Raw genomic sequence first — 22,840 nt, forward strand, 5'->3', positions numbered from 1 at the left:
GATGGACTTCACGCCGACGCGGGAGCAGCGGGCGGCGGCCGGGCTCGCCGGGGAGATCTTCGGCGACCGGTCCACGCCCGAGCGGCTGACGGCCCTGGGCACGGACGCCGACACCGCGCTGTGGAAGACCCTGAGCCAGGCCGGACTGCCGGGTTCCGTCACCGAGACCGGGCTGCTCGGGCTGGTCCTGCTGCTGGAGGAGGCCGGGCGGACCACCGCGCAGGTGCCGCTCGCCGCGACCTGCGCGTACGGCGTCCTCGCGGTGGCCGCGCACGGTTCGCCGGAGCAGCGGGCGCGGCTGCTGCCCGACCTGACCGGCGGCGCGCTCGTCGCCACCGGCGCCTTCGGGACCGGCGAGCCGCCCGCCGTACGGGCCACCCGGGCGGCCGGGCCCACCGCCCACATGACCGGCACCGTGCCCGTCGTCCCCTGGCTGACCTGCGCGGATCTGGTGCTGGTGCCCGACGCGGACCGGGAGCTGTGGCTGCTGCGCACCGATGCGCCGGGTGTCGCCGTCACGCCGGTCGCGACCACCGCGCCCTGGTCCGCGGGGCGCCTCGACCTCACCGACGCCCCCGCGGAGCGGCTCGGCGCGGCCCCGGACCCGGTCGGCCCCGGCCCGTACGGGGACGTGCTGGCCTGCGCCCGGATCGCGCACGCCGGGCTCCAGGCGGGCGTCTGTGCGGGCGCCCTCGCGCGGGCCGTGGCGCACACCGCCGAGCGGCACCAGTTCGGCAAGCCGCTCGACGCCCACCAGGCCGTCCTGGTGCGGGCCGCCGACGCGCATCTGGACACCGAGGCGATCCGGGTCACCGCGTACGAGGCGGCCTGGCGGCGGGACGCCGGACGCGGCGCCGCGCCGCACGCCCTGACCGCCGCCTGGTGGGCCGCCGAGGCCGGTACCCGCGTGGTGCACGCCGTCCAGCATCTGCACGGCGGCCTCGGCGCCGACCTCGGCCACCCCGTCCACCGGCACTTCCTGTGGGGGCGCCAGCTCGCCACCGACCTCGGATCGGGCGCCCAACTCCTCGAAGAGTTGGGGCAGTTGCTCACCGACGACGGGGAGGAAGCCGCATGAGCGACGCGGACGAGGGGCCGTACGAGGCCCGGCGGCCCGGGGGCCCCGCGCCCGGAACCGCCCCCGCCGCCCCGGCTCCCGGCGACACCCTCCCGCCCCTCCGCATCCCGATCACCCGCACCCTGATCGTCTCCGGGGCGATCGCCTCCCGCGACTACCAGGACGTGCACCACGACGCCGAGGCCGCCCGCGCGAAGGGTTCGCCGGACCTCTTCATGAACATCCTCACCACCAACGGCCTCGTCGGCCGCTACCTCACCGACCACTTCGGCCCCGGCACCGTCCTCCGTAAGGTCGCCATCCGCCTCGGCGCCCCCAACCACCCCGGCGACACGATGGAGTTGACGGGGACGGTGACCGAGGTGGACGGCGGGACCGTACGCATCCGGGTGGTCGGCGCGAACGGCCTCGGGCACCACGTCACCGGCACCGTGACCCTCACGGTGCCCGTCACCGGAGGGACGGCCGCCCCATGAGCGTGCGCCGCGCGGACACCCTGGGCGGCCGGGCCGCCGTCGTCGGCATCGGGGCCACCGAGTTCTCCAAGGACTCCGGCCGCAGCGAACTCACCCTCGCCGCCGAGGCGGTACGCGCCGCCCTCGACGACGCCGGGCTCACCCCGTCCGACGTCGACGGGCTCGTCACCTTCACCATGGACACCAGCCCCGAGATCGCCGTCGCCCAGGCCACCGGCATCGGCGAACTCTCCTTCTTCTCCCGCGTCCACTACGGGGGCGGCGCCGCCTGCGCCACCGTCCAGCAGGCGGCGCTCGCCGTCGCCACCGGCATCGCCGAGGTCGTCGTCTGCTACCGCGCCTTCAACGAACGCTCCGGCCGCCGCTTCGGCTCCGGCGTACAGCACCGCGAACCGTCCGCCGAGGGCGCCGCGCTCGGCTGGAACCTCCCGCCCGGCCTCCTCACCCCCGCCTCCTGGGTCGCCATGGCCGCCCGGCGCTATCTGCACACCTACGGGCTGACCCCGGAGGCGTTCGGCCATGTCGCCGTCACCGGACGCCGGTACGCGGCCACCAACCCGGCGGCGTACTTCCACGGCCGCCCGATCACCCTCGCCGACCACGCCGCGTCCCGGCCCATCGTGGAGCCGCTGCGGCTGCTGGACTGCTGCCAGGAGACCGACGGCGGGCAGGCGCTCGTCGTCACCACCGCCGCACGCGCCCGGGACCTGCGCCGCCCGCCCGCGCTGATCACGGCGGCGGCCCAGGGTGCGGGGAGCGCCCAGGAACAGATGACCAGCTATTACCGCGACGACTTCTACCCGTCCGGCCTCGCCGGGCTCCCCGAAATGGGCGTCGTGGCCCGGCAGTTGTGGCGCACCTCGGGCCACACACCCGCCGACATCGACGCGGCGATCCTCTACGACCACTTCACCCCGTTCGTCCTGATGCAGCTGGAGGAGTTCGGCTTCTGCGCCCCCGGCGAGGCGGCCGATTTCGCCGCGGCCGGCGCGCTGCCGCTCAACACCCACGGCGGCCAGCTCGGCGAGGCGTATCTGCACGGCATGAACGGCATCGCGGAGGCGGTGCGGCAGGTGCGCGGCAGCGCGGTGAATCAGGTGGCGGATGCCGCCCACGTCCTCGTCACGGCGGGTACGGGGGTGCCCACGTCGGGGCTGATCCTGGGGCGGGACGGGGGGTGAGGGGTCCGGGGCTCGACGGGCCAGCTCAGGCAGCCCGAGGGGCAACGGGCCGAAACGCGGCGGCGCCCGGCGCCGACTCGCGGCTCCGGGCGTCATGAACCTGCGAGGTGGGCTTCCTTCGGCGGCATTGTCCGCATCAGGTGTTGGAGGTCGCCTTCCGGTCTCCCCGACCTTCCGGCCTCTCAGCCCGGCCCTTGCATATTCGAGAGGATCACCGTCCTCTCTGGCGGATACGCTCCGGTCGAGCTCCCTCGCTCGCCCCGCAGGCTGCTTCTTATGATACTCATCACCCCCATGGGTGAAAAGACCCTTATGAAGATTTTTGGGGGGTTTGTGGGGGAGGCGTGCCGTACGGCGGGCGGAGCAGCGACCGGCCGATGAGGTCGCGCATCACCTCGCTCGGTCCGGCGGCGAGCGTCGCCGCCTGGGCGTCGCGGTGGGCGCGGGCCGCGTCCGAGGTGTCGAGGTAGCCGCGGGCGCCCTGGAGGTGGAGATTGGCCTCGGCGATACGGCAGGCCAGTTCGGTGGTGTGGAGCTTGGCCATCGAGCAGGCGGTGTCCGGCGGCTCGCCCTGCGTCAGGCACCATGCGGCGTGGTGGACGAGCTGCCGGGCGGCCGCCAGCTCCGTCGCCAGGTCCGCGAGGCGGTGCAGCGGTGCCTGGAGTGCGCCGAGCGTGCCGCCGAACAGCTCCCGCCCGGCCACCGCGGCGCGGGCGTCGTCCAGGGTCCGTTCCATCCCGCCGAGCGCGAGCACCGCGGCGACCAGCCGTTCCAGCTGGAGGCCGCGCATCAGGTAGTAGAAACCGCTGTCCAGGCGGCCGATCAGCCGGTCCGCCGGGACCCGTACGGCGTCGTACTCCACCGTCGCGGTGCCTGCTGCCCGCCAGCCCAGGGTGGGCAGCGGACGGGCCGTGACGCCGGGCAGCGAGGCGTCGATCACCAGCAGGGAGAGGCCGGTGGCGCCGCGCCGGCCGGACCCGGAGGGCGGCGTGGTGCGGACCGCCACCACCTGGAAATCGGCGGCGGTGCCGTTGCTGACCATCGTCTTCGTGCCGCGGACGACGTAGTGGTCGCCGTCGCGCTCGGCGGTGGTGGCGAGCCGGGAGAGGTCCGCGCCGGCGCCCGGTTCCGTCAGGGCGAGCGCCGCGATCTTCTCGCCGCGCACCGCCGGGGCCAGATACGCCGCGCACAGCTTCGGGCCGCCCGCCGCCGCCAGGTAGTGGGTGGCCATGTAGGCGTGGACGGAGACCGCCGCCCGCAGCCCGCCGAAGCCGGTGCGGCCCAACTCTTCCAGGAAGACGACGGAGGTGAAGAGATCGCGCTCCCCGCCGCCCGCCGACCGCGGATGCGCCAGGCCCAGCAGGCCCTCCGCGCCCAGCTTCCGCCACAGGGCGCGGGGCAGCGCCCGTTCCCGTTCCCAGGCGGCGGCGTGCGGGGCCACGTGCGCGGTCAGGAAGGCGCGGACCCGGGCGCGGAACTCCTCGTGGGCGTCGGTGAAGTACACGGAGCGCATGGTGCGGTTCCTCTCCCGTCGCGGGCGTGCGGTGCGCGCAGTTCCCCGGCGAGCAGCCGCAGGAACGCAGCGTCGTGCTCCCGGGGGAAGAAGTGCCCGCCGGGCAGCCGGTGGGCGCGGACCCCGAGCGGGGCGTGGCGGCGCCACCCGGCCACCGCGGCGGGCGGCGCCATCGGGTCCGCGGCGCCGCCGAACGTCGTCAGTGCCACCGGCAGCGGCGGCGTCCCGGCGGGCGGCCAGGTCTCCGCGAGCCGCAGATCGGCCCGGAGCATCGGCGTCAGCAGGGCCAGCAGCGCCGGATTGCGCAGCACCTCCTCCGGCGTCCCGGCCAGCCGCCGCAGCCCCTCGGCGAACGCCGCATCCGGCAGACCGTGGACGGCGGGCACCAGCAGCGGGACGTGCGGCGCCCGGCAGCCCGCCAGGATCAGCCGTTCCGGGAGCGGAGCCGGGCCCGGCCGGACGGTCAGCTCGTAGCCGATCATCCCGCCGAGGCTGTGCCCGAACAGCACGTACGGCGGCTCCACCGCCTCGGCCAGCGCCGTGCCCAGCTCCGCGACGAGCGGCGGCCACCGGTCGTACGGCGGCTGCGCGGTGCGGTTCTCCCGGCCCGGCAGCCGTACGGCGACGACCTCGACGTCGTCGGGGAGCGCCGCCGGCCAGGTCCGGAACGCCGCCGCGCCGCCCCCGGCGCACGGCAGGCACACCAGCCGCAGCCGGGCGCCGGGCCGGGGCAGCGGACGGTGGAACCAGCGGGCGGCGGACCCCCCGGCCATCAGCGGCCCGACGCCTCGACGGCGGCGGCCAGCCCGGCGAAGGTGCCGTCGGTGAAGACGGCGTCCGGGGCCAGTGCCTCCTCGCCGAGCCGGTCCTCCAGCAGCGTCAGCAGCCGCACCGCGGTCAGGGAGTCGCCGCCGAGATCGAAGAAGTCCGCGTCCGGGCGGTCGGAGCCCGGACCGAAGATCTCCGTCCAGATCTCGGTGAAGACGGCGGTACGGGAGGACGGCGCCCGGGACGCCGTCGGGGAGGCGGCGCCCGGTACGTCCTCCTCTTCCTCCGGTACCTCCGTGACCAGCACGAACCGGTCGGGTGCCGGGAGGTCAGGGGCGCACCGGGCCAGATGCTCCCGCAGCCGCTCGCCGAGCGCGCGGGCCGTGACGAGCGGCGACCCGGCCGGGGCCGGGTCCCGGGGCGCCGGGCGGGCGTCCGGGCGGCGTCCGTACACGTTGTGACAGGGCGTCAGCCGCAGTCGCGGGTCCTGGTCGTGGGCGACGGTGAACCCCCGGTCGCGCAGCTGGCCGACGATCCGCGCCAGGCGGCCGTCCAGGTCGTGGACCTCCAGCACGATCTGCCGCACCCGCGCCCACAGCGTCTCGTCGATGCCCGCCAGGACATCGGCCTCCGCCTTCTCCACATCGATCTTCAGCAGGTCGATGCGGTCCAGCCCGGCCTCGGCGGCCACCTCGGTCAGGGTGCGGACCGCGCAGCCGCGGCGCTCGGCCGCCATCCGCCCGGCGGCCAGCCGGTCGAGCTGTCCGCCCGCCCCGCCGCCCTCACCGGTCAGAAGATAGCCGCGCAGTACTTCCAGGTCCTCCCCGGCGTCCGCGTAGCGGCCGGACATCACGCTGTTGCCGGGGTAGTACGTCAGCTCCGCCCGGCCCGGTACGGCGCCGAGCGCGCAGGCCAGGACGGTGACGTCGAGGCCGTAGAGCGCGGCGTTGGCGGCGGTGGCGGCGGCGAGTTCGGCGACCGGCTCCACCGCGAGGACCCGGGCCCGCGGGCGGGGCCGGGCGGCGTGCAGGGTGAACATGCCGATGTTGGCGCCGACATCGACGATCACCGCGTCGTCGGGCAGCGCGATGCCGTGCCGCAGATAGGCGCGGTCGGTGACGATCTCGCGGTACAGGAAGGCGGACTCGGTGCGGTTGACGCCCGCCAGCCGCAGCTCGTCGGCCGGTTCGTGCCACTCCAGACCGGCGGGCAGCGCCGCCGTCCCGGCGACCGCCGCGCGGTGCAGCTGCGGGGCGTGGCGCGGATCGGGCACCACATACGCGGTGCGGCGGCCGGACGGGCCGCGGACGGTGGTGGCGGCGACCGCGGGGTGCGTGGCGAGGGCCCGCGCCACCGCGTCGCCGGTGGCGGCGTCCGCCGGGCGCGCGGCCCGTGCGGTGTCGGTGACGCCGTGGGTCGGTGCGGTCATGAGCGGCCCTTCCGGTCGCCGAAACGGTCACGGGCGGTGGGACGGTCAGGGGCGTGGCCCGGCGTGTGCGCGCGCAGGAACTCCTCGGCGAGGCGCACCGGTTCCGGTCCGGCGTCGAAGGCGGTGAGGTGGTCGCCGTGCGGCAGCCACCGCAGCGCGGCGCGGCGCAGCAGCCGCGCGGCGTGCACCGAACCGTCCGGGTGCGCGGTGGTGTCCTCGGGGCTGGTGACCACCAGCACCGGCCGGTCCACCGCGGCCAGCAGCGGACGGCAGTCGGTGGTCATGATCGCGCCGTTCAGCAGCCCGTAGCGGCGCAGCAGTTCGGGCGAGGCGTACGGGTGGACCAGATGGTGGGCGACGTCCGGCCGCAGCTTCGCCAGGGACCGGGGGTGGCGCAGCAGCCGGTACAGCCCCTCGGCCTGCGGAAGCCCCTGCCCGGCCTTGGCCAGCAGCGCCGCCACGTCCCGCTGGTGGTCGGTCTTGGGTGCGTCGCCGCCGAGTTCGAAATCGCCGTGCCACAGGCTCAGCGAGGCGATCCGCGGGGAGGCCGCGGCGGCGGCCAGCGCGAGGGGCGCGCCGCCGCACACGCCCATGACGTGGGCCTCGGCCACCCCGAACCCGTCGAGGATCGCCAGCAGATCGCTGCTCTGCTCCGCCAGGCCGTACCCGAGCAGCGGCGGCAGCCCCGCCTTGGCGCGCGGCGCGAACAGCGCGCGACTCTCCCAGGTCAGCACCCGGTACGTGCCGGACAGCGCCCGCAGCCACGGTGCGGCCAGACCGACCGGCATCCCGCAGGCGCCGACGACGAGGACGGCCGGGCGGCCCGGCTCCCCGGCGGCGTAGGCGCGCAGCGGGGTGCCGTCGTACGCGGGCAGCACCACCGGCTCGCCCGGCGGCCCCGCGTACGCCGCCCGGACCGGCCCGGCCAGTGGCGCGTCGGCCGCCCCGGCCAGCGCGGACGCGTCGAGCACGAGCCGCCGGCCGACGGCCACCTCGGCGGCCCACAGCCCGGCCGTGTCCGGGACGACCTCGATGCCGGGCAGGCCGAGCCGTCCGGTGAGCCGGTCCAGGACGTCCCCGGCGGCGGCCGTCCACGGCGCGGTGCCGGGCCCCGGTGCGACGCGTACCGGGCCGGGCAGCGAGCAGATCAGCGACGAGGTGTCCCTCAGCGCCGTGGCCAGCTCGCGCAGGGCCGTGTCCGGCGGTGCGCCGGGGCCGCCGCCACGGCCGGTGGCGGCGGCGCCCGGCTCAGACATCGCGCCGCCGGAACGGGTGGTTGCGGGTGGTGTGGGTGGCGATCCGGTTGTGGCCCTCGCGGTCCTCGCCGGACACCAGCACCGCGCCGTACCGCTCCAGGCCGACCCGGCCGCCGTACTCCTCGATCGCGTCGGTGTCCGGGTAGACGCGGACGGACGTGGGGACGTAGCGGCCGACGAAGCCCATCCGCATGTCGCGGGTGGTGCCCAGGTGCGGGTGGGAGGCGTGCATCAGCGTCGACCAGAAGACGATGAACTGGCCCGCGCGCATCTCCATGGAGACGGCCTGCGACTCGTCGGGCGTCCAGTCCGGGTCGATCTGCAGCTCCCGGTAGTCGTAGCCGAAGAAGCCGCGGCGGACGCCGCCCTTCTCGACGTCGGCGAGGTCCGGGTCGTAGTGCATCCGCTTGGTCTCGTCGTAGAACATCGTGCGGTGGGTGCCGGGGATGAACTGGAGGCAGCCCATGTCGATGGTGGCGTCGGTGAAGGCGCACCAGACGGTGAGGGTGCCGCCGAAGTCGGAGCCGCCGGGCCACAGGATCTGCGGGGATCCGGAGGCGTTGGCGAAGGTGTCGGCCTGGTGCCAGTCGGTGCCCTCGGCGCCCGGGTACTTCGGGAAGAACTCCGAGCGCCAGCACAGCACGTCGGGGCCGAGGATGCTCGCGACCCGGTCGGTGATCTCCGGCCGGGTGATGTGGTCGGCGAGGAATTCCTGGTCGAGGTGGCGGTCGTAGTTGGCGATGTTGGTGCCGCCGGAGACGGCCGCCTCGTCCTGGTAGACGGCGGCGCTGCGGTCCAGCAGCCGCAGCCGCTCCTGGCCCCACCGCTGCTTGATCTCGTCGGGTTCGTAGAGGGTGAACGGGCCCGCGTAGCCGCGCGCGTGGAAGTTCTTCTGTTCCTCGTCGCTGAGGCCGAACCGGGTGGCTTCGGTGGTCATGCGTCTCCTTCGGTCGTCCGGGCGGCATCGATGTGCGAGGTCAGGGAGGCGACGGTGGCCCCGTCGATGAGGACGGTGACGTCCAGATCGGTGCCGAACGCCGCGTTGACCCGTTCGAACATGCGCAGCAGGGTGAGGGAGGTGCCGCCGAGGTCGAAGAAGTCGGCGTCGGGCGGGACGTCGCCGACATCGAGGACGGCGCGCCAGATCGCGGCGATCCGGGCCCCGGAGGACGCGTCGGGCCCCTCGGGCTCCGGCTCGCGCGCGGTCGCCGGGCCGGGCGCCGGGAGCGCCGTCCGGTCGGTCTTGCCGTTGGCGGTCAGCGGCAGCGCGTCGAGGACGACATGCGCGGACGGCCGCATGTGCGGCGGCAGCTCCGCGGCGGCCAGCGCGGTCAACTCGGCGCTGAGCGGCGCCGGATCGTCCTGGTGGCGGGCGGCGCCGGTCACGTACGCGACGAGCCGTACGTCGTCACCTCCCTCGCCGTAGTCGTGCGGCCGGACCGCCGCCGCGTCCACCTCCGGGTGGCGGACGAGCAGCGCCTCGATCTCGCCCGGCTCGATGCGGTAGCCGCGCACCTTCAGCTGGTCGTCGACGCGGCCCAGGTAGCCGTACCCGCCGTCCGGCAGCCGCACCAGCCGGTCGCCGGTGCGGTACGTGCGCGGCGGACCGGCGGCGAACCGCTCGGCGGTCAGCTCCGGCCGCCCCAGGTAGCCGCGGGCCAGCGCCGGGCCCTCGATGTGCAGCTCGCCGGGCGTCCCGTCGGGCACCGGGCGGCCGGTGGCGTCCCGTAGGTGGAAGACGAGCCCCGGCAGGGGCACCCCTACGGGGCTCGGGCCCGCCCCGTCCAGGTCGGCGCGGCGGATCGGGCGGTACGAGGCGTGCACCGTCGCCTCGGTGATGCCGTACATGTTGACCACCTGGGGGCGGTCGTCGCCGTACCGCTCCAGCCAGGGCCGCAGCGCCGCCGGGTCGAGGCGTTCGCCGCCGAGGACCACGGTGCGCAGCGCGGTCAGCGGCTCCTGCCCGGCGTCCGCCGCGGCGAGCCGGACGAACGCGCCCGGGGTCTGGCTGAGGACGGTGACACCTTCGTCCCGCAGCAGCCGGTGGAGGGCGGCGGGGGAGCGGGTGGTGGTCGGCGGGACGACGACCAGGCGGCCGCCGTGCAGCAGGGCGCCCCAGATCTCCCAGACGGAGAAGTCGAAGGCGGCGGAGTGGAACAGCGTCCACACGTCGTCCGCGCCGAACCCGAACCACGGCTGGACGGCGGTGAACAGGCCGCTGACGTTGCGGTGTTCGACCTGGACGCCCTTGGGTTCGCCGGTGGAGCCGGAGGTGTGGATGACGTACGCGGCGGCGCTGTCCGGCACGCGGGGCAGCGCCGGGCGCGGCCCGTCGTCCGCCGCCGCGGGGTCCACCGTGCGGACGCCCGTGTCGCCGAGGGCGGCGGCGAGGTCCGGCGGGGCGACGACCACCGGGCATTCCGCATCGGAAAGTGCCCAGCGGATACGGGGGGCCGGATATCCGGGATCGAGCGGCAGATATGCGGCGCCGGTCTTCAGGATTCCGAGGAGTCCGGTGATCAGGTCGGTGGTGCGGGGGGTGTGGAGCCCGACCGTGGTCCCGCTTTTCGTGCCGGCGTCGAGAAGTTTTCCGGCCAGTAGGTCGGATTTCTCGTTCAATTCCCGGTAGGTGAGGGAACCATCGGCCGCGGTCACCGCCGTACGCAGCGGAAATTCCGCGGCGACCGCCTCGAACAGGCCGGTCAGGCCGGATTGTGGTGGCAGATCCGGCCGTGCGCTTTCCTGGAGAGAAGTGCCCCTTTGCTGGTCAGGGGCTGCTTCGGGAATGCCCCTGGGGTCGTTCAGGTCGCTGAATATGCTCACGCGTAACCCTTCGCCCGGCAATCGACATCCAGCACAGTGACATTCGCATTTTCGAGCGTCAACCCCGCGTAAGGGGTCATGCAGGCCAAGGAAGGGTAAGGCCGGAAAACGCTTTCCTGAATGCCCCCGTAATCCCGTGCGTCCCACGGAAAACACCGTCCCCCCTGCGGGAGGGGGGACGGTGCGGCGGTGCGACGGCGCGACGGAGGGGTCAGGCGCCGCAGGGCTCGGGTGCCTGTCGCAGGCTGGTGCGCAGCAGCCCCGCCGTGTGCAACCGCTGTTCGAGCGCGAGGATGTCCTCCGCCGCCTGCCGCGGGCACGGCCCGGCGACCCCGACCATGCCCCAGCATCCGGGCACGGAGGTGAGCACCCGCGTCCACCGCCCCGGCGCGTCCTCCTCGGCGGCGGCTTTCAGCCGCCGCAGATCGGTGCCGGGGACGGGCCGGACCACCTTGGTGGCGGCGTAGATGCGCCGGTCGCCGCCGTGCGCCTCCCGCGCCTGGGCGAGGAACGCGCGGACGTACTCCGCGCCGTTGGACGAGAGATTGAGGTCCTGCATCCCGACCACCGGGGTGTCCCCGAACCGCCCGCCGATCCTCGCGATCGCGAAGTCCACCCCGCCCTTGACGAACCCGAGGCTGCGCCCGCCGCCCTCGAAGGCGCCCAGCAGCCCCGCCATGCCCGCCCGCACGCCGCGGAAGACCTCCGGGTCGATGCCGAACCGCCCGCAGGTCTCCTCGTCGACGTAGACGCTGCCCTCCCAGACGCTGCCCCGGGTGATCTGCACGGTGCCGCCCTCGGCCAGCTCGCCCGCCACCACGTGCGTGCTCGGCGCCAGGATGAACTCGTACCCCTCGACGGAGTGCCGCAGATAGTCGGTGTGCGCCTCCAGGACGTAGTCCTCCTCGGTCTCCATGGCCTGCCGGGCCAGCGCGTCCAGCGCCGCCGGGTCGTCGAGCGGCACGCCCGTCCGGATGCGGCTGCCGGTCAGCGCCTCGGCGGGTTTGAAGCAGCCCAGCGGCAGCCCGTAGCGCTCGCGCAGCAGCCGGGCGGCGCCGTGCACCCGCCGCCGCATCACGGCCGCGTCGGCGCCCGCGCGGGTCACGGAGTAGCCCGGCAGCCGGGGCAGCAGCACCCCGAACTCCCTGGTGAACGGCGTCCTTCGGGCTTCGGCGGCGAGCAGTTCGTACGGGTCGGCGGCGGCCGCGGGCGGGGGCAGCTCCGCCGCCTCCTCGACCGTCGGGTACAGCGTGGTCTTACGGTTCCACCGCTCGGCGACCTCCTGCCCGTTGGCGTCCACCCGCAGCCGCTCCAGCCCCGCGGTGCGCTTGAGCCACAGCAGCAGCACCCGCGCCTCGGGGTCGAGGGCGAAGAGCCGCACGATCGTGCCCGGGGCCTGCCGCAGCTGCCGCAGCAGCCGCGCCAGGGGCGCCGCGGGCGCGTCGGCCGGGGACTGCGCGGCCAGCGTCAGCAGCGCGTGCGTCAGGTAGTAGTGGCGCAGCTCCGGCACCTCCACCGGCTCCGCGGCGCTGCCCGCGACGGCCTGCCGCCACGGTTCGGTACGGCCCACCACCAGGTCACCCGGGGCGGCGAGGTGGACGGCCCGGGCCTCGTTGTACGTGGCGAAGTCGTCGGGCGGGGTGCCCTCGACGAGGTGCGCGACGTCGGCCTCGTAGCACTTCTTCAGGGTGGTGGCGGAGCCGAGGACGATCGCCGGGACCGCGCCCCGGGCGGCCGGGTACGGGACGAGTTCGGTGCGCGCCGCGGCCTCGACCCCGGCGAGGCCGAGGCCGAGCAGCCGCGTCGCGAGCGCGTCGAGCTGCGCGCCGGAGAGCACCTGCGGGCCGGTGCAGAAGCCCTCCCAGGCGAGAGGGCGGTCGGCGTGGGTGACGGTCTGGGTCTGGGTCTGGGTCTGGGTCTGCAACACGTTTCTCCCGGTGAGAGGTGGACGAACGTGGCGTGCGCCGCGGGGGCGCGGCATGGTGCGGGCGGGGCCGGGCCGCCCGAGGGACGGTCCGGGGGCGCCCCGGGCCGGACGGCCGACGCGCGGTGGTCGGTCGGCGTGCGGGCCCGCCCAGGGGACCGTGCCCCACGGCTCCCGCGCACACGCGCCCGCGCCGTTGGGCGTTGCCACCGTATCCACGTGCGCGGCGGCGGTGTGGGGGCTCGCCGGGGGTATGCCGGGGCACGCCGTGGGGCGGCGGGGGAGCGCGGGGCACAGGGGGCGCGCGGGGCTGGGCCGTGCGGACCGCCCGGCCGGAAGCCGAGCGTCAGGGGCGTCCCGCCGGAAGCTGAGCGCACGGGGAGCACAACGGGCCGGTACGCGGTCCGGGGGCGGGGCCCCGCCGGGGCGCCCCGTAGGGGCTGGGGACCCGGCCTCCGCCCCAAGGAGGTAGGGAAGACCCCACCCGTACAACTTCAGACGGACGGCGCTTCGGCACCTTGGGGCGATCCGGTGAGGGGTCGGCCGCTTCTAGCGTGGAGGCATGACCACGCCAGTGTGCACCTCCGCCACGCAGCCCGCCGTCACGCGCCCGTCGTACCCGTCGTTCTCGTCGTACGTACGGGCCCGGGGCCCGGTGCTGATGCGGGCGGCGCGGTCGCTCACCGCCAACCCGAACGACGCCGAGGACCTGCTCCAGACCGCGCTGGCCAAGACGTTCGTCGCCTGGGACCGCATCGAGGACCACCGCGCCCTGGACGGCTACGTCCGCCGCGCGCTGCTCAACACCCGCACGTCCCAGTGGCGCAAGCGCAAGGTCGACGAGTTCATCTGCGACGAACTCCCCGAGCCGGACCCGGCCCCCGCCCCCGACCCGGCCGAACTCCAGGGCCTGCGGGACGCGATGTGGCGCGCCATCATGCGGCTGCCGCCCCGCCAGCGCGCCATGGTCGTCCTCCGCTACTACGAGGACCTGAGCGAGGCCCAGACCGCCGAGGTCATGGAGGTCTCGGTCGGCACGGTCAAGAGCGCCGTCTCCCGCGCCCTGGCCAAGCTCCGCGAGGACGAGGAGCTGGCTCCGGCGCTGTTCGAGTGAGGTCGGCCGGGCAGGCAACTCCGCCATGACATAGGGGAGTTGGGTGTAGGTGTATGGGCGGGTGCTGTTGTGGAAGTGCCCCAGCAGGGCGGTGACCTCCGGTCCGAGCCGCCGACCATCCCCTCCGAGCCGCCGACCGCTCCCGGCTCAGCAGTCGCACCCGCAGTCGCAGCAGCACCCGTCACACCCATCGCAGCAGCACCCGTCACACCCATCACAACAGCACCCGTCGCCGCAGCCGTCGCAGGCGGAGTGGCAGCACCCCTCGTGCTTCTTGCGCGACCAGGGACCCTCGTAGCTGCCCGCGCAGCAGACCTGACAGGAACAGCACAGGCCGACGGCGACGATGCACCCGGCGAGCAGCCCGCGCGGCGGCTTGGGCGGCCGGGGCACGGACGTGCCGCCGTCCCCGTGTGATCCATCGCCGCCACGGTGGCTCCCGCCGTCGCCGTGCCCGCCGCCCCAGCCGCTGCCGCCGTGCCCGCCGCCCGAGCCGCCGTCGTCCATCCCGCCGTCGTACCGGTGCGGAGGCGTCGCCCCGCCGCCCGGCTGCGGCCGCTGCGCGCCGTTGAGGTGCTGCGGCCCGGTGGCGTACGGGTTGCCGCCGACGGGTGCGCCCTGCTGAGGGTTCCCGTACGGGTTCGGGTCCCCGTACGGGGCCGGGCTCCCGTAGGGCCCGGGGGTGCCGTGCGGGTGGTTGAGGAGCGGGGTGCCGTCGGGTCCGCCGCGATGCCCGCAGGACTCCGTCCCGAACGCCCGGTCCACCGACCGTCGCAGCTCATGGACGAGCAGAACGTGCGCCAGCTTCCCGTCGGTGAAGGCGACATCGCGCAGCGCCAGCCGGATACCGTGCAGCGCGTCGTCGCAGAGCCGACGGGCCTCCGGCAGGGAGGCGCCGGTGGCGGTGAGCGGGTTCCAGGCGCCCTCGGCGGCGTCGGCCGCGCGGTCCTCCACGGCGTCGAGGAGATGGGCGAGCCGCCCGAAGAGGCGCCCCGCCTCGGCGAGCGGGGCGGCGTTGCCCGGGCGCCCGGCGAGCACCGCGGTGTGCGCGAACGCCGCCGCCGTCGCCGTCTCGGTCGGCTCGGTGATCACCGCCAACGGCGTACCGGGACCGGCCAGTTGCTCGATGCCGACCTGCCGGTCGACCGCGTCGACCAGGACGGCGGTGTCGAAGCCGAGCCCGGCACCCGTACGGGCCCCCGCGCGGTCCCACCCGGCGGCGACCTTCCGGGCCGCGGCGGCCACCGGACGGCGCCGCAGCAACCCGTTCCGGTCCGCGACATGATCACGGATCTTCGCCGACGCCAAAACCAACGACACCGACGCCGCGAGCCGCGCCCCCTCCCCCTTGGCCACCGACGCCGTCCGCATCCCCCGCAGCGGACACGGCCCGGCCGTGCGGCGCCCACCCGGGGCCGGGCCACGCTGCGCATCGGTCAGCACCGACACGATCAGCCCGTCGTAGTTCGTGACGACCCGCGCGAACTGCCCGTGGTCGGCGCGGAGCGCCAGACACAGCCCGCACAGGTGCGCCATCCACTCCGCCTTCAGCCCGCCGGGCAGCCGATGGGCGCAGGGCCTGACGATCCCGAACATGTGGTGAACCCCCCGTGTGACGACGCGTACGCGGGCCACCGGCCGACGGCACCCGCGGCCGGAATCGTACCGATCGCGTCCGGGCCGGTCAGGGGCGGTCTGGGGCCGGGCCGCCGTCCGCCGCCGGCTTGCCGCAGTCGGCCAGCAGCCGGCCGGCGGCGCGCTCGATCTCGGCGATCCGGTCGGCGACCCCGGACGGCTCGCCGCCCCCGCCCTCCCGCAGCGCGCCCTCCGCCTCGGTGAGCTGCCCCACGACCTCGCCCAGCCGCGCCGCCACCGCCGCCCGGTCCGACGGTGGCCCGCCCGGGGGCGGATTCCCCGCCGTGCCCTCGTCCCCGGGCGCCGCGCCGGATTCCGTACGGGACGCGGGGGCCGCACCCGTAGGGGACGCGGGCAGTTCCGTACGGGATGCGGGCGTCGCTCCCGTAGGGGTGGCGGGCCGGTCCGGGCCGCCCTCGGAGGTGAGGAGACGGCGCAACTGCTCGGACTGGGTGGCCAGTTGGCGGTTCTTGCGGTACAGCTCCAGGAAGACGTTGACCTTGGTGCGCAGCAGCCACGGGTCGAAGGGTTTGACCAGGAAGTCGGCGGCGCCCACGGTGTAGCCGCGGTAGGCGTAGTTCGGGTCGACCTCCGCGCCGGTCAGCAGGATGACGGGGACGTCCTTGGTCTGGTCGAGCCCCTTGATGTTGGCGGCGGTCTCGAAGCCGTCCATGCCCGGCATCACGACGTCGATCAGCACCACCGCGAACTCCTGCCGGAGCATCGCCTTCAGCGCCTCCTCGCCGGAGCCCGCGCGGACGATGCGGGCGAGCGACCCGAGCACGGCTTCCAGCGCGGCGAGGTTCTCCTCCATGTCGTCGACGATGAGGAGCGCGGCGGTGTCCGAGGGCCCGCTCATGAGGGCCGCTCCGCCCGCCCGGGACCGGCGCCGTCCGGCCCCTCGCCGCCGCCGCCGTCCGGCCCGGGCGCCGCGCCGCCACCGCCGTTCCCGCCGCCGGGGTCCAGGAGGCGGCAGATGGCGGCCAGCAGGCGGTCCACGTCGACGGGCTTGGGGACGTAGTCGTCGGCGCCCGTCTCCAGGGCGCGTTCCCGGTCACCGGGCATGGCCTTCGCGGTGAGGGCGATGACCGGCAGCTCCGCGTAGCGCGGAGCCTTCCGTAGAGCCTGGATCATCTCGTAACCATCCATTTCCGGCATCATGATGTCCATCAGCACCAGGCACACGTCGGGCGTCCGGTCCAGGACCTCCAGCCCCTCGCGGCCGTTCTCGGCGTACTTCACGCGGATGCCGGCCCGGCCCAGGACGTGGGTCAGGGCGAAGACGTTGCGGATGTCGTCGTCGACGATGAGGATCCGCCGGCCGGACAGCACCCGGCCCGAGCGGCCCCGTAGCCAGTCGCCCAGCCGGGAGGTCTCCGGCCAGGTGACCTCCGGACTGCCGGCGGCCCAGGGCTCCGCCCGCTCCGGCCCGGGGCTCACGGACCCCGGCTCCGGCCCGGCGGGCGCGTCCGGGAAAGGCGCACCCGGCGCACCCGGCGCGGTCCCGGGCCCGGAGCCGCCGCCCCGGTCCGTGTCCGCCGCCCCCGCGTCGCCCACCGGCTCCGCCTCCGCTCCGGCGTGCACCGACCCCGCCTCCGGTACGGTCCCCGGCGCAGCCGGTTCCGCCACCCCGCCCGTCACCGCCGGGAGTTGGAGGGCCGCCGACGGGCCGGTGTGGTGCGCCGGTACGTACAGCGTGAAGACGGAGCCGGTGCCCGGTTCGCTCTCGGCGGTGATCCGGCCGCCGAGCAGTGTCGCCATGTCCCGGCTGATGGAGAGGCCGAGCCCGGTGCCGCCGTACTTGCGGTTGGTGGTGCCGTCCGACTGCTGGAACGCCTCGAAGACCGCGCCGAGTTTGTGGGCCGGGATGCCGATACCGGTGTCCTTGACGGCGAAGGCGAGGACCGGGCCCGGCGCGGGCGGCGGCCCGGTGCCGGAGGCGTCCGGTGCGGCGACCGTGACGGACAGCTCGACGCCGCCGGACGAGGTGAACTTCAGCGCGTTGGAGAGCAGGTTGCGCAGGATCTGCTGGAGGCGCTGCTCGTCCGAGTACAGCGTGCGCGGGACATCGTCCGCGACCGTGATGTCGAAGCTCAGGTGCCGGTCGCGGGCGAGCGGCCGGAACGTCGCCCGGACGTAGTCGAGCAGCTTGATCAGCGGCAGTTCCTTGGGGTGGACGTCCATCCGCCCGGCCTCGATCTTCGCCAGGTCCAGGATGTCGTTGATCATCTGGAGCAGGTCGGAGCCGGAGCGGTGGATGGTGGCGGCGAACTCCACCTCCTGCGGCGAGAGCCGCCCCTCGGGGTTGTCGGCCAGCAGTCGCGCCATCACCAGCAGCGAGTTCAGCGGGGTGCGCAGCTCGTGCGACATGTTCGCCAGGAACTCCGACTTGTACTGCGAGGACGTCGCCAGCAGCGCCGCCTTCTCCTCCAGCTCCGCGTTGGTCAGCTGGAGCTCGTCGGAGCGGCGGCGCAGCTCCGCCGTCAGCCGCTGCGACTCCGAGAGCAGCGACTCCGTACGGGCGTTGGCGATGATGGTGTTGACGGAGACGCCGATGGTGTTCACGAACTGGTCGATGAAGGCCAGGTGCACATCGCTGAAGCGGCTGAACGACGCCAGCTCGATGACGCCGAGCACCTGGTCCTCGAAGAGCACCGGCAGGACGACGAGGCTGACCGGCGGCGCCGCGCCCAGACCGGAGCTGATCGTGATGTAGTCCGCCGGGACCGACTCCACCAGGATGCGTTTCTTCTCCGTCGCCGCCTGGCTGATCAGCCCGCCGGGGGGCGCGCCCCGGGACGGTTCGTGGCGGACCTCGGCCCGCCCGGTGCCGTACCCGGCGATGAACTCCAGGCCCTCGCCCGGTTCGGCGCCCGCCTCCGCCAGGAAGAACGCCCCGAACTGCGCGTTCACCAGCGGCGTCAGCTCCCGCAGGATCAGATCGGCGACCTCGACGAGGTCGCGGTGGCCCTGCATCAGCCCGGCGATGCGGGCCAGGTTGGACTCCAGCCAGTCCTTGGCGCGGGTCGTCTCGCGGAGGTTGGCGACCATCAGGTTGACGTTGTTCTTCAGCGCCGCGACCTCGCCCTGCGCCTCCACCGAGATCGACCCGGACATGTCGCCCTGGGTGACCGCGGAGGCGACCTCCGCGATGGCCCGCACCTGCGTGGTGAGGTTCAGCGCCAGCTCGTTGACGCTGGTCGTCAGCTGTTTCCAGGTGCCGTAGACGCCCTCGACGCGCGCCTGGCCGCCGAGCTGCCCCTCGCTGCCGACCTCGCGGGCCACCCGCGTCACCTCGGACGAGAACGACGACAGGGTGTCGACCATCGTGTTGATCGTGGACTTCAGCTCCAGGATCTCGCCGCGCGCGTCCACGTCGATCTTCTTCGACAGATCGCCCTCGGCGACGGCGGTGGCGACCTGGGCGATGTTGCGGACCTGCGACGTCAGGTTGGACGCCATGAAGTTGACGTTGTCGGTGAGCCCCTTCCACACGCCCGAGACGCCGTGCACCTCCGCCTGACCGCCGAGCTGCCCCTCCGTGCCGACCTCGCGGGCCACCCGCGTCACCTCGTCGGCGAACGCCCGCAGCTGCTGCACCATCGTGTTGACGGTGTCCTTCAGCTCCAGGATCTCGCCGCGCGCGTCCACATCGATCTTCTTCGACAGATCGCCGTTGGCCACGGCGGTGGTGACCTGCGCGATGTTGCGGACCTGCGATGTCAGGTTCAACGCCATCGAGTTGACGTTGTCCGTCAGGTCCTTCCACACCCCCGACGCGCCCCGCACCTGCGCCTGACCGCCGAGATTGCCCTCCGTACCGACCTCGCGGGCCACGCGGGTGACCTCGTCGGCGAAGGCGGAGAGCTGGTCGACCATCGTGTTGATCGTGGACTTCAGCTCCAGGATCTCGCCCTTCGCCTCGACGGTGATCTTCTTGCCGAGGTCGCCCTCGGCGACGGCGGTGGCGACCTGGGCGATGTTGCGGACCTGCGTCGTCAGGTTGTCCGCCATGAAGTTGACGCTCTCCGTCAGGTCTTTCCACACCCCGGAGATGCCCCGGACCTGTGCCCGCCCGCCGAGCTGCCCTTCGGTGCCGACCTCGCGGGCGACGCGGGTGACCTCGTCGGCGAAGGCGGAGAGCTGGTCGACCATGGTGTTGATCGTGGACTTCAGCTCCAGGATCTCGCCCTGCGCGTCCACCACGATCTTCTGGCTCAGATCGCCGTTGGCGACTGCCGTGGTGACCTGCGCGATGCTGCGGACCTGCGACGTCAGGTTCGACGCCATGAAGTTGACGTTGTCGGTGAGGTCCTTCCACACCCCCGACACGCCCCGGACCTGCGCCCGCCCGCCGAGCTGCCCCTCCGTACCGACCTCGCGGGCGACGCGGATCACCTCGTCGGCGAAGGCCCGCAGCTGGTCGACCATGGTGTTGACGGTCAGCTTCAGCTCCAGCAGCTCCCCGGTCGCCTCGACGGTCACCTGCTGCGTCAGGTCACCGCGCGCCACCGCCGTCGTCACCACGGCGATGTCCCGCACCTGCGCGGTCAGCCGCGCCGCCATCGTGTTGACCGCCTCCGTCACCTGGAGCCAGTCGCCGGACAGCCCCTGCGGACTCGCCCGCCCGCCGAGCCGCCCCTCCGTGCCGACCTCCCGCGAGACCCGCGTCAACTCCCCGGTGAACAGCGAGAGTTCGTCCACCATGCGGTTGACGCCGCTGCCCAGGCGGCGCAGATCGCCGCGGAGCCGGCGGCTGCCGTCGTGCAGGTCGACGCGTTGCGTCAGATCGCCGTCCGCCACCGCCTCCAGCACCCGCGACACCTTCGCGACGGGCACGACCAGCGCCTCCAGGACGGTGTTGGCGGCGTCGACGTTGGCCGCCCAGTCGCCCTGCCCGGGCCCCGGCGCGATCCGCTCGTCGAGCCGGCCCTCCCGGATGATCTCGTGGCGTACGCGTTGCAGCTCGCCCGCCAGATGCGCGTTGCGGGCGACGATCTGGTGGAAGACCCCGGCGACCTCGGCGAGCACCCCGTCCGGCTCGCCCGTCACCCGGGCCGTGAAGTCACCGTCGCACAGCGCCCGCATCGCCGCGAGCAGCGGCCACAGCTCCCGTACGGGTACCCCGTCGGGGTCCGGGGCGGCCGGTCGCTCGGCGGCATCGGGGGCCGGCGGCGGATGGTGTGCTCCGGAGCCCGGCGCCGCCGGCCGGCCGGAGGGACCGGACCCCGAGGGGGGCGTGGCGGGCCGACGCCGGACCGGGTCGTGTGCCATGACGCACTCTCCCCAAGCGATCCGCTGGCTGTCCACAATCCGCTGACCGTCCCAATCACGGCCAGCCGACTGTCCGATTAGTCACATATGCCATAGTTTAAGTGCAGGTAAATCGTTCTGCTCAGGCGTACGCAGGGGGCCGCAGTGGGACCGCTGTCCGCGCAGACGACCGCGTCCGTGTCCCGGAAGGGAATCCCGGCGAACCAGCTCGCGCCCGCCGCGGCCCGCCGCTTCGTCCGCGCCGCGCTCACCGGCCGCGCTACCGGCCGCACGCCCGCGGCGGCGGCGGTCACCGACGGCCTCGTCGACGACGCCGTCCTCCTGACCAGCGAACTCGTCACCAACGCGGTCATGTACGCGGGCACCGACATCGACGTCAGCTGCCGCCTGGAGCGCGGCCACCACCGCCCGCCCGGCACCGCCCCCGAGGACCGCCCGGAGGGCGCCGGCGTGGTCGTCGAGGTCGTCGACCGCCACCCGTCCCGCAGCCTGCGCGACCCGTCCACCGCCGCCCCCGGCCCGTCCCACCACGCCGAACCCGGCTACGGCCTCCAGCTGGTCCGCGCCCTGTCGGAATCCTGGGGCGTGACCTACCGGCAGGCCGAGAAAACCGTCTGGTTCCGCCTGGAAACCCCCGACCGGGCCCCGGCCTCCGCCCCGGACCGTGCCTCCGCCGCCGCACCCCGCTCCGACCTCGCCGGTTTGGTGACGGCGGCGGGGGTGGACGTGGTGGGGGATGAGACGGGGGAGGCGGCGCTGGGCGCCGAGCGGGGTGCCGGGCCGGACGGTGCGCCCGTACGTGGGGCGGAGGCGTCCGGTGAGGAGGACGGGGCCGTTGGGGTGGGTCTGGTCACCGACTGGGCCGACGGGGCCGCGCGGACGGACCGGACGGACCGGGAGGACGGGACGGACCGGGCGGACCGAGCAGCCCGGCCGGACCGAGCGGACCAAGGGAACCAGCCGGCCGGGGGAGCCCAGCCGGCCCAGCCGGATAAGGCGGACCGGCCGGACCAGTCGGCCCGAGGGAGCCAGACGGACCAGGCAGACAGGGCGGACCAGGCAGACAGGGCCGACCAGGCCGACTGGGCCGACTGGGCCGACCTGGGCGGCCCCGCCCTCCTCGCCGAGACCAGCGAACTCCTCGCCGGCCAGCTCGACCAGGACCTCGTCACCGCGCTCGTCGCCCAGCTGCTCGTCCCCCGGCTCGCCGACTGGTGCGGCATCTGGCTGCGGACCGAGACCCCCGGCACCGCCGCGCTGCACCTCTCCCGCATCTGGCACACCGACGAACGCCACCTGGGCCCGCTCCGCGCCGAGCTGGAACGCGAGCCCCCGGCGACCGTGGTCACGGCCCCCGGCACCGCCTGGCCCTGGCCGAAGAGCGCCGGCGGCGGACCGGCGGGCGGCTCCGCGCTCGCCTTCCCCCTCGTCTTCCAGGGCCGGGAACAGGGCATGCTGCTGCTCGGCCGCGCCGGACGGCTGCGGATGACCGACGCCGTCGCCCGCACCGTCGACGCCGTCGCCCACCGCGTCGCCCAGGCCGTCGACACCGCCCGCCAGTACACCCGCCAGCGCACCATCAGCCGCGCCCTCCAGCGGCGCCAGCTGCCCACCACCCTCGCCAGCATCACCGGCGTGGACACCGCCGTCGTCTACGAACCGCACGGCGAGGGCCTCACCGTCGGCGGCGACTTCTACGACATCTTCCCGCTGGGCGAGCGCCGCTGGTGCTTCCTCCTCGGCGACGTCCAGGGCAAGGACCCCGAGGCCATGTCGGTGACCGGCCTCGCCCGCCACCTCGTCCGGCTCCTCGCCCGCGAGGGCCACGGCGTCCAATCCGTCCTGGAACGTCTCAACGCCGCCATGGCCGAGGAGAGCGCCGAGGCCGTCGAGGCCGGCGGCGAACAGGCCCGGCCGCGCTTCCTCAGCCTCCTGTGCGGCGAGCTGACCAGCGACCCGGGCGTCCCCGGGGCCCACGGCTCCGTCGCCAGCGCCGGCCACCCGCTCCCGCTCCACCTGCGCTCCGACGGCAGTGTCGTCCCCGTCTCCGAACCGCAGATGCTCCTCGGCATCGACGAGGGCGCCGAGTTCAGCGCCAGCCCGTTCACCCTCGCACCCGGCGAGGCGCTGGTCTGCGTCACCGACGGCGTCACCGAACGCCGGTGCGGCAGCTGGCAGTTGGACGACAACGACGGCCTCGCCGATATCCTCCGCGACGGCTGGGGCCTGGGCGCCAACGCCCTCGCCGAACACGTCCGCCGCGCCGCCCACGACTTCGGCCCCGGCCCCGTCGAGGACGACCTCTCCGTCCTCGTCCTCCAGGCGGTACCCCCGGCGGCCCGGGCGCGCGCCGACGGGTGACCGTCCCC

General features: G+C 74.6%; 15 protein-coding genes. 5 read left to right on the forward strand and 10 right to left on the reverse strand.

Annotation, left to right across the window (positions count from 1 at the left end):
* The first annotated feature begins 1 nt into the window (after position 1).
* From OG422_RS16140 to OG422_RS16150, 3 genes are read left to right on the forward strand one after another with little or no spacing between them, the layout of a single operon-like run.
* On the forward strand, positions 2 to 1,078 hold the full coding sequence (locus OG422_RS16140; protein WP_405743468.1) for an acyl-CoA dehydrogenase family protein: 1,077 nt from the start codon (positions 2 to 4) through the stop codon (positions 1,076 to 1,078).
* Positions 1,075 to 1,554, forward strand: coding sequence for a MaoC family dehydratase (locus tag OG422_RS16145; protein ID WP_405743469.1), 480 nt, complete (start codon positions 1,075 to 1,077; stop codon positions 1,552 to 1,554). Before OG422_RS16140 ends, OG422_RS16145 begins: the two co-directional genes overlap by 4 nt.
* The gene (locus OG422_RS16150; RefSeq protein WP_405743470.1) at positions 1,551 to 2,735 is read left to right on the forward strand and encodes a lipid-transfer protein; all 1,185 of its coding nucleotides are present in this window, start codon (positions 1,551 to 1,553) and stop codon (positions 2,733 to 2,735) included. Before OG422_RS16145 ends, OG422_RS16150 begins: the two co-directional genes overlap by 4 nt.
* A 310-nt stretch (positions 2,736 to 3,045) precedes the next feature.
* Here OG422_RS16150 and OG422_RS16155 read toward each other — a convergent pair whose 3' ends face one another.
* From OG422_RS16155 to OG422_RS16185, 7 genes are all read right to left on the reverse strand, one after another.
* A complete protein-coding gene (locus tag OG422_RS16155; protein WP_405743471.1) occupies positions 3,046 to 4,248 on the reverse strand; it encodes an acyl-CoA dehydrogenase family protein in 1,203 nt (400 codons plus the stop codon).
* Complete coding sequence (locus OG422_RS16160; protein WP_405743472.1) at positions 4,185 to 5,021, reverse strand: thioesterase II family protein; 837 nt, start codon at positions 5,019 to 5,021, stop codon at positions 4,185 to 4,187. The genes OG422_RS16155 and OG422_RS16160 overlap by 64 nt, the downstream gene beginning before the upstream one ends.
* A complete protein-coding gene (locus OG422_RS16165; protein ID WP_405743473.1) occupies positions 5,021 to 6,445 on the reverse strand; it encodes an FkbM family methyltransferase in 1,425 nt (474 codons plus the stop codon). The genes OG422_RS16160 and OG422_RS16165 overlap by 1 nt, the downstream gene beginning before the upstream one ends.
* Positions 6,442 to 7,701, reverse strand: coding sequence for an alpha/beta fold hydrolase (locus OG422_RS16170; protein ID WP_405743474.1), 1,260 nt, complete (start codon positions 7,699 to 7,701; stop codon positions 6,442 to 6,444). The genes OG422_RS16165 and OG422_RS16170 overlap by 4 nt, the downstream gene beginning before the upstream one ends.
* Positions 7,694 to 8,638 carry a chlorinating enzyme gene (locus OG422_RS16175; RefSeq protein ID WP_405743475.1) on the reverse strand — a complete coding sequence of 315 codons (945 nt, stop codon included), beginning with the start codon at positions 8,636 to 8,638 and terminating at the stop codon, positions 7,694 to 7,696. Before OG422_RS16175 ends, OG422_RS16170 begins: the two co-directional genes overlap by 8 nt.
* Entirely contained in the window at positions 8,635 to 10,524 is a 1,890-nt protein-coding gene (locus OG422_RS16180) for an amino acid adenylation domain-containing protein (RefSeq protein ID WP_405743476.1), read from the reverse strand. Before OG422_RS16180 ends, OG422_RS16175 begins: the two co-directional genes overlap by 4 nt.
* A 211-nt stretch (positions 10,525 to 10,735) precedes the next feature.
* On the reverse strand, positions 10,736 to 12,451 hold the full coding sequence (locus OG422_RS16185; protein ID WP_405743477.1) for a hypothetical protein: 1,716 nt from the start codon (positions 12,449 to 12,451) through the stop codon (positions 10,736 to 10,738).
* A gap of 559 nt (positions 12,452 to 13,010) precedes the next feature.
* On the opposite strand from OG422_RS16185, the gene OG422_RS16190 reads away from it, so the two are divergent.
* On the forward strand, positions 13,011 to 13,562 hold the full coding sequence (locus OG422_RS16190; RefSeq protein ID WP_405743478.1) for a SigE family RNA polymerase sigma factor: 552 nt from the start codon (positions 13,011 to 13,013) through the stop codon (positions 13,560 to 13,562).
* A gap of 147 nt (positions 13,563 to 13,709) precedes the next feature.
* Here OG422_RS16190 and OG422_RS16195 read toward each other — a convergent pair whose 3' ends face one another.
* From OG422_RS16195 to OG422_RS16205, 3 genes are all read right to left on the reverse strand, one after another.
* Positions 13,710 to 15,158 carry a DUF5685 family protein gene (locus tag OG422_RS16195; RefSeq protein ID WP_405743479.1) on the reverse strand — a complete coding sequence of 483 codons (1,449 nt, stop codon included), beginning with the start codon at positions 15,156 to 15,158 and terminating at the stop codon, positions 13,710 to 13,712.
* 88 nt (positions 15,159 to 15,246) lie between these two features.
* Positions 15,247 to 16,056 (reverse strand): response regulator, encoded by an 810-nt coding sequence (locus tag OG422_RS16200; protein ID WP_405743480.1) that lies wholly within the window; start codon positions 16,054 to 16,056, stop codon positions 15,247 to 15,249.
* Positions 16,053 to 20,285, reverse strand: a complete 4,233-nt coding sequence (locus OG422_RS16205) for a HAMP domain-containing protein (RefSeq protein WP_405747818.1) — start codon at positions 20,283 to 20,285, stop codon at positions 16,053 to 16,055. Before OG422_RS16205 ends, OG422_RS16200 begins: the two co-directional genes overlap by 4 nt.
* 363 nt (positions 20,286 to 20,648) lie before the next feature.
* Here OG422_RS16205 and OG422_RS16210 point away from each other — a divergent pair, with 363 nt between their 5' ends.
* A complete protein-coding gene (locus OG422_RS16210; RefSeq protein WP_405743481.1) occupies positions 20,649 to 22,832 on the forward strand; it encodes a SpoIIE family protein phosphatase in 2,184 nt (727 codons plus the stop codon).
* Positions 22,833 to 22,840 lie beyond the last annotated feature (8 nt).

Origin of the sequence: Streptomyces sp. NBC_01525, from assembly GCF_045040405.1 — a bacterium.
Taxonomy (GTDB): domain Bacteria; phylum Actinomycetota; class Actinomycetes; order Streptomycetales; family Streptomycetaceae; genus Streptomyces; species Streptomyces benahoarensis.

What these genes read in the sequence shown, in the direction of transcription:
- OG422_RS16140 (WP_405743468.1), top strand. Translation starts at nt 2, where the DNA reads ATGGACTTCACGCCGACGCGGGAGCAGCGGGCGGCGGCCGGGCTCGCC.
- OG422_RS16145 (WP_405743469.1), top strand. Translation starts at nt 1,075, where the DNA reads ATGAGCGACGCGGACGAGGGGCCGTACGAGGCCCGGCGGCCCGGGGGC.
- OG422_RS16150 (WP_405743470.1), top strand. Translation starts at nt 1,551, where the DNA reads ATGAGCGTGCGCCGCGCGGACACCCTGGGCGGCCGGGCCGCCGTCGTC.
- OG422_RS16155 (WP_405743471.1), bottom strand. Translation starts at nt 4,248, where the DNA reads ATGCGCTCCGTGTACTTCACCGACGCCCACGAGGAGTTCCGCGCCCGG.
- OG422_RS16160 (WP_405743472.1), bottom strand. Translation starts at nt 5,021, where the DNA reads ATGGCCGGGGGGTCCGCCGCCCGCTGGTTCCACCGTCCGCTGCCCCGG.
- OG422_RS16165 (WP_405743473.1), bottom strand. Translation starts at nt 6,445, where the DNA reads ATGACCGCACCGACCCACGGCGTCACCGACACCGCACGGGCCGCGCGC.
- OG422_RS16170 (WP_405743474.1), bottom strand. Translation starts at nt 7,701, where the DNA reads ATGTCTGAGCCGGGCGCCGCCGCCACCGGCCGTGGCGGCGGCCCCGGC.
- OG422_RS16175 (WP_405743475.1), bottom strand. Translation starts at nt 8,638, where the DNA reads ATGACCACCGAAGCCACCCGGTTCGGCCTCAGCGACGAGGAACAGAAG.
- OG422_RS16190 (WP_405743478.1), top strand. Translation starts at nt 13,011, where the DNA reads ATGACCACGCCAGTGTGCACCTCCGCCACGCAGCCCGCCGTCACGCGC.
- OG422_RS16195 (WP_405743479.1), bottom strand. Translation starts at nt 15,158, where the DNA reads ATGTTCGGGATCGTCAGGCCCTGCGCCCATCGGCTGCCCGGCGGGCTG.
- OG422_RS16200 (WP_405743480.1), bottom strand. Translation starts at nt 16,056, where the DNA reads ATGAGCGGGCCCTCGGACACCGCCGCGCTCCTCATCGTCGACGACATG.
- OG422_RS16205 (WP_405747818.1), bottom strand. Translation starts at nt 20,285, where the DNA reads ATGCGGGCGCTGTGCGACGGTGACTTCACGGCCCGGGTGACGGGCGAG.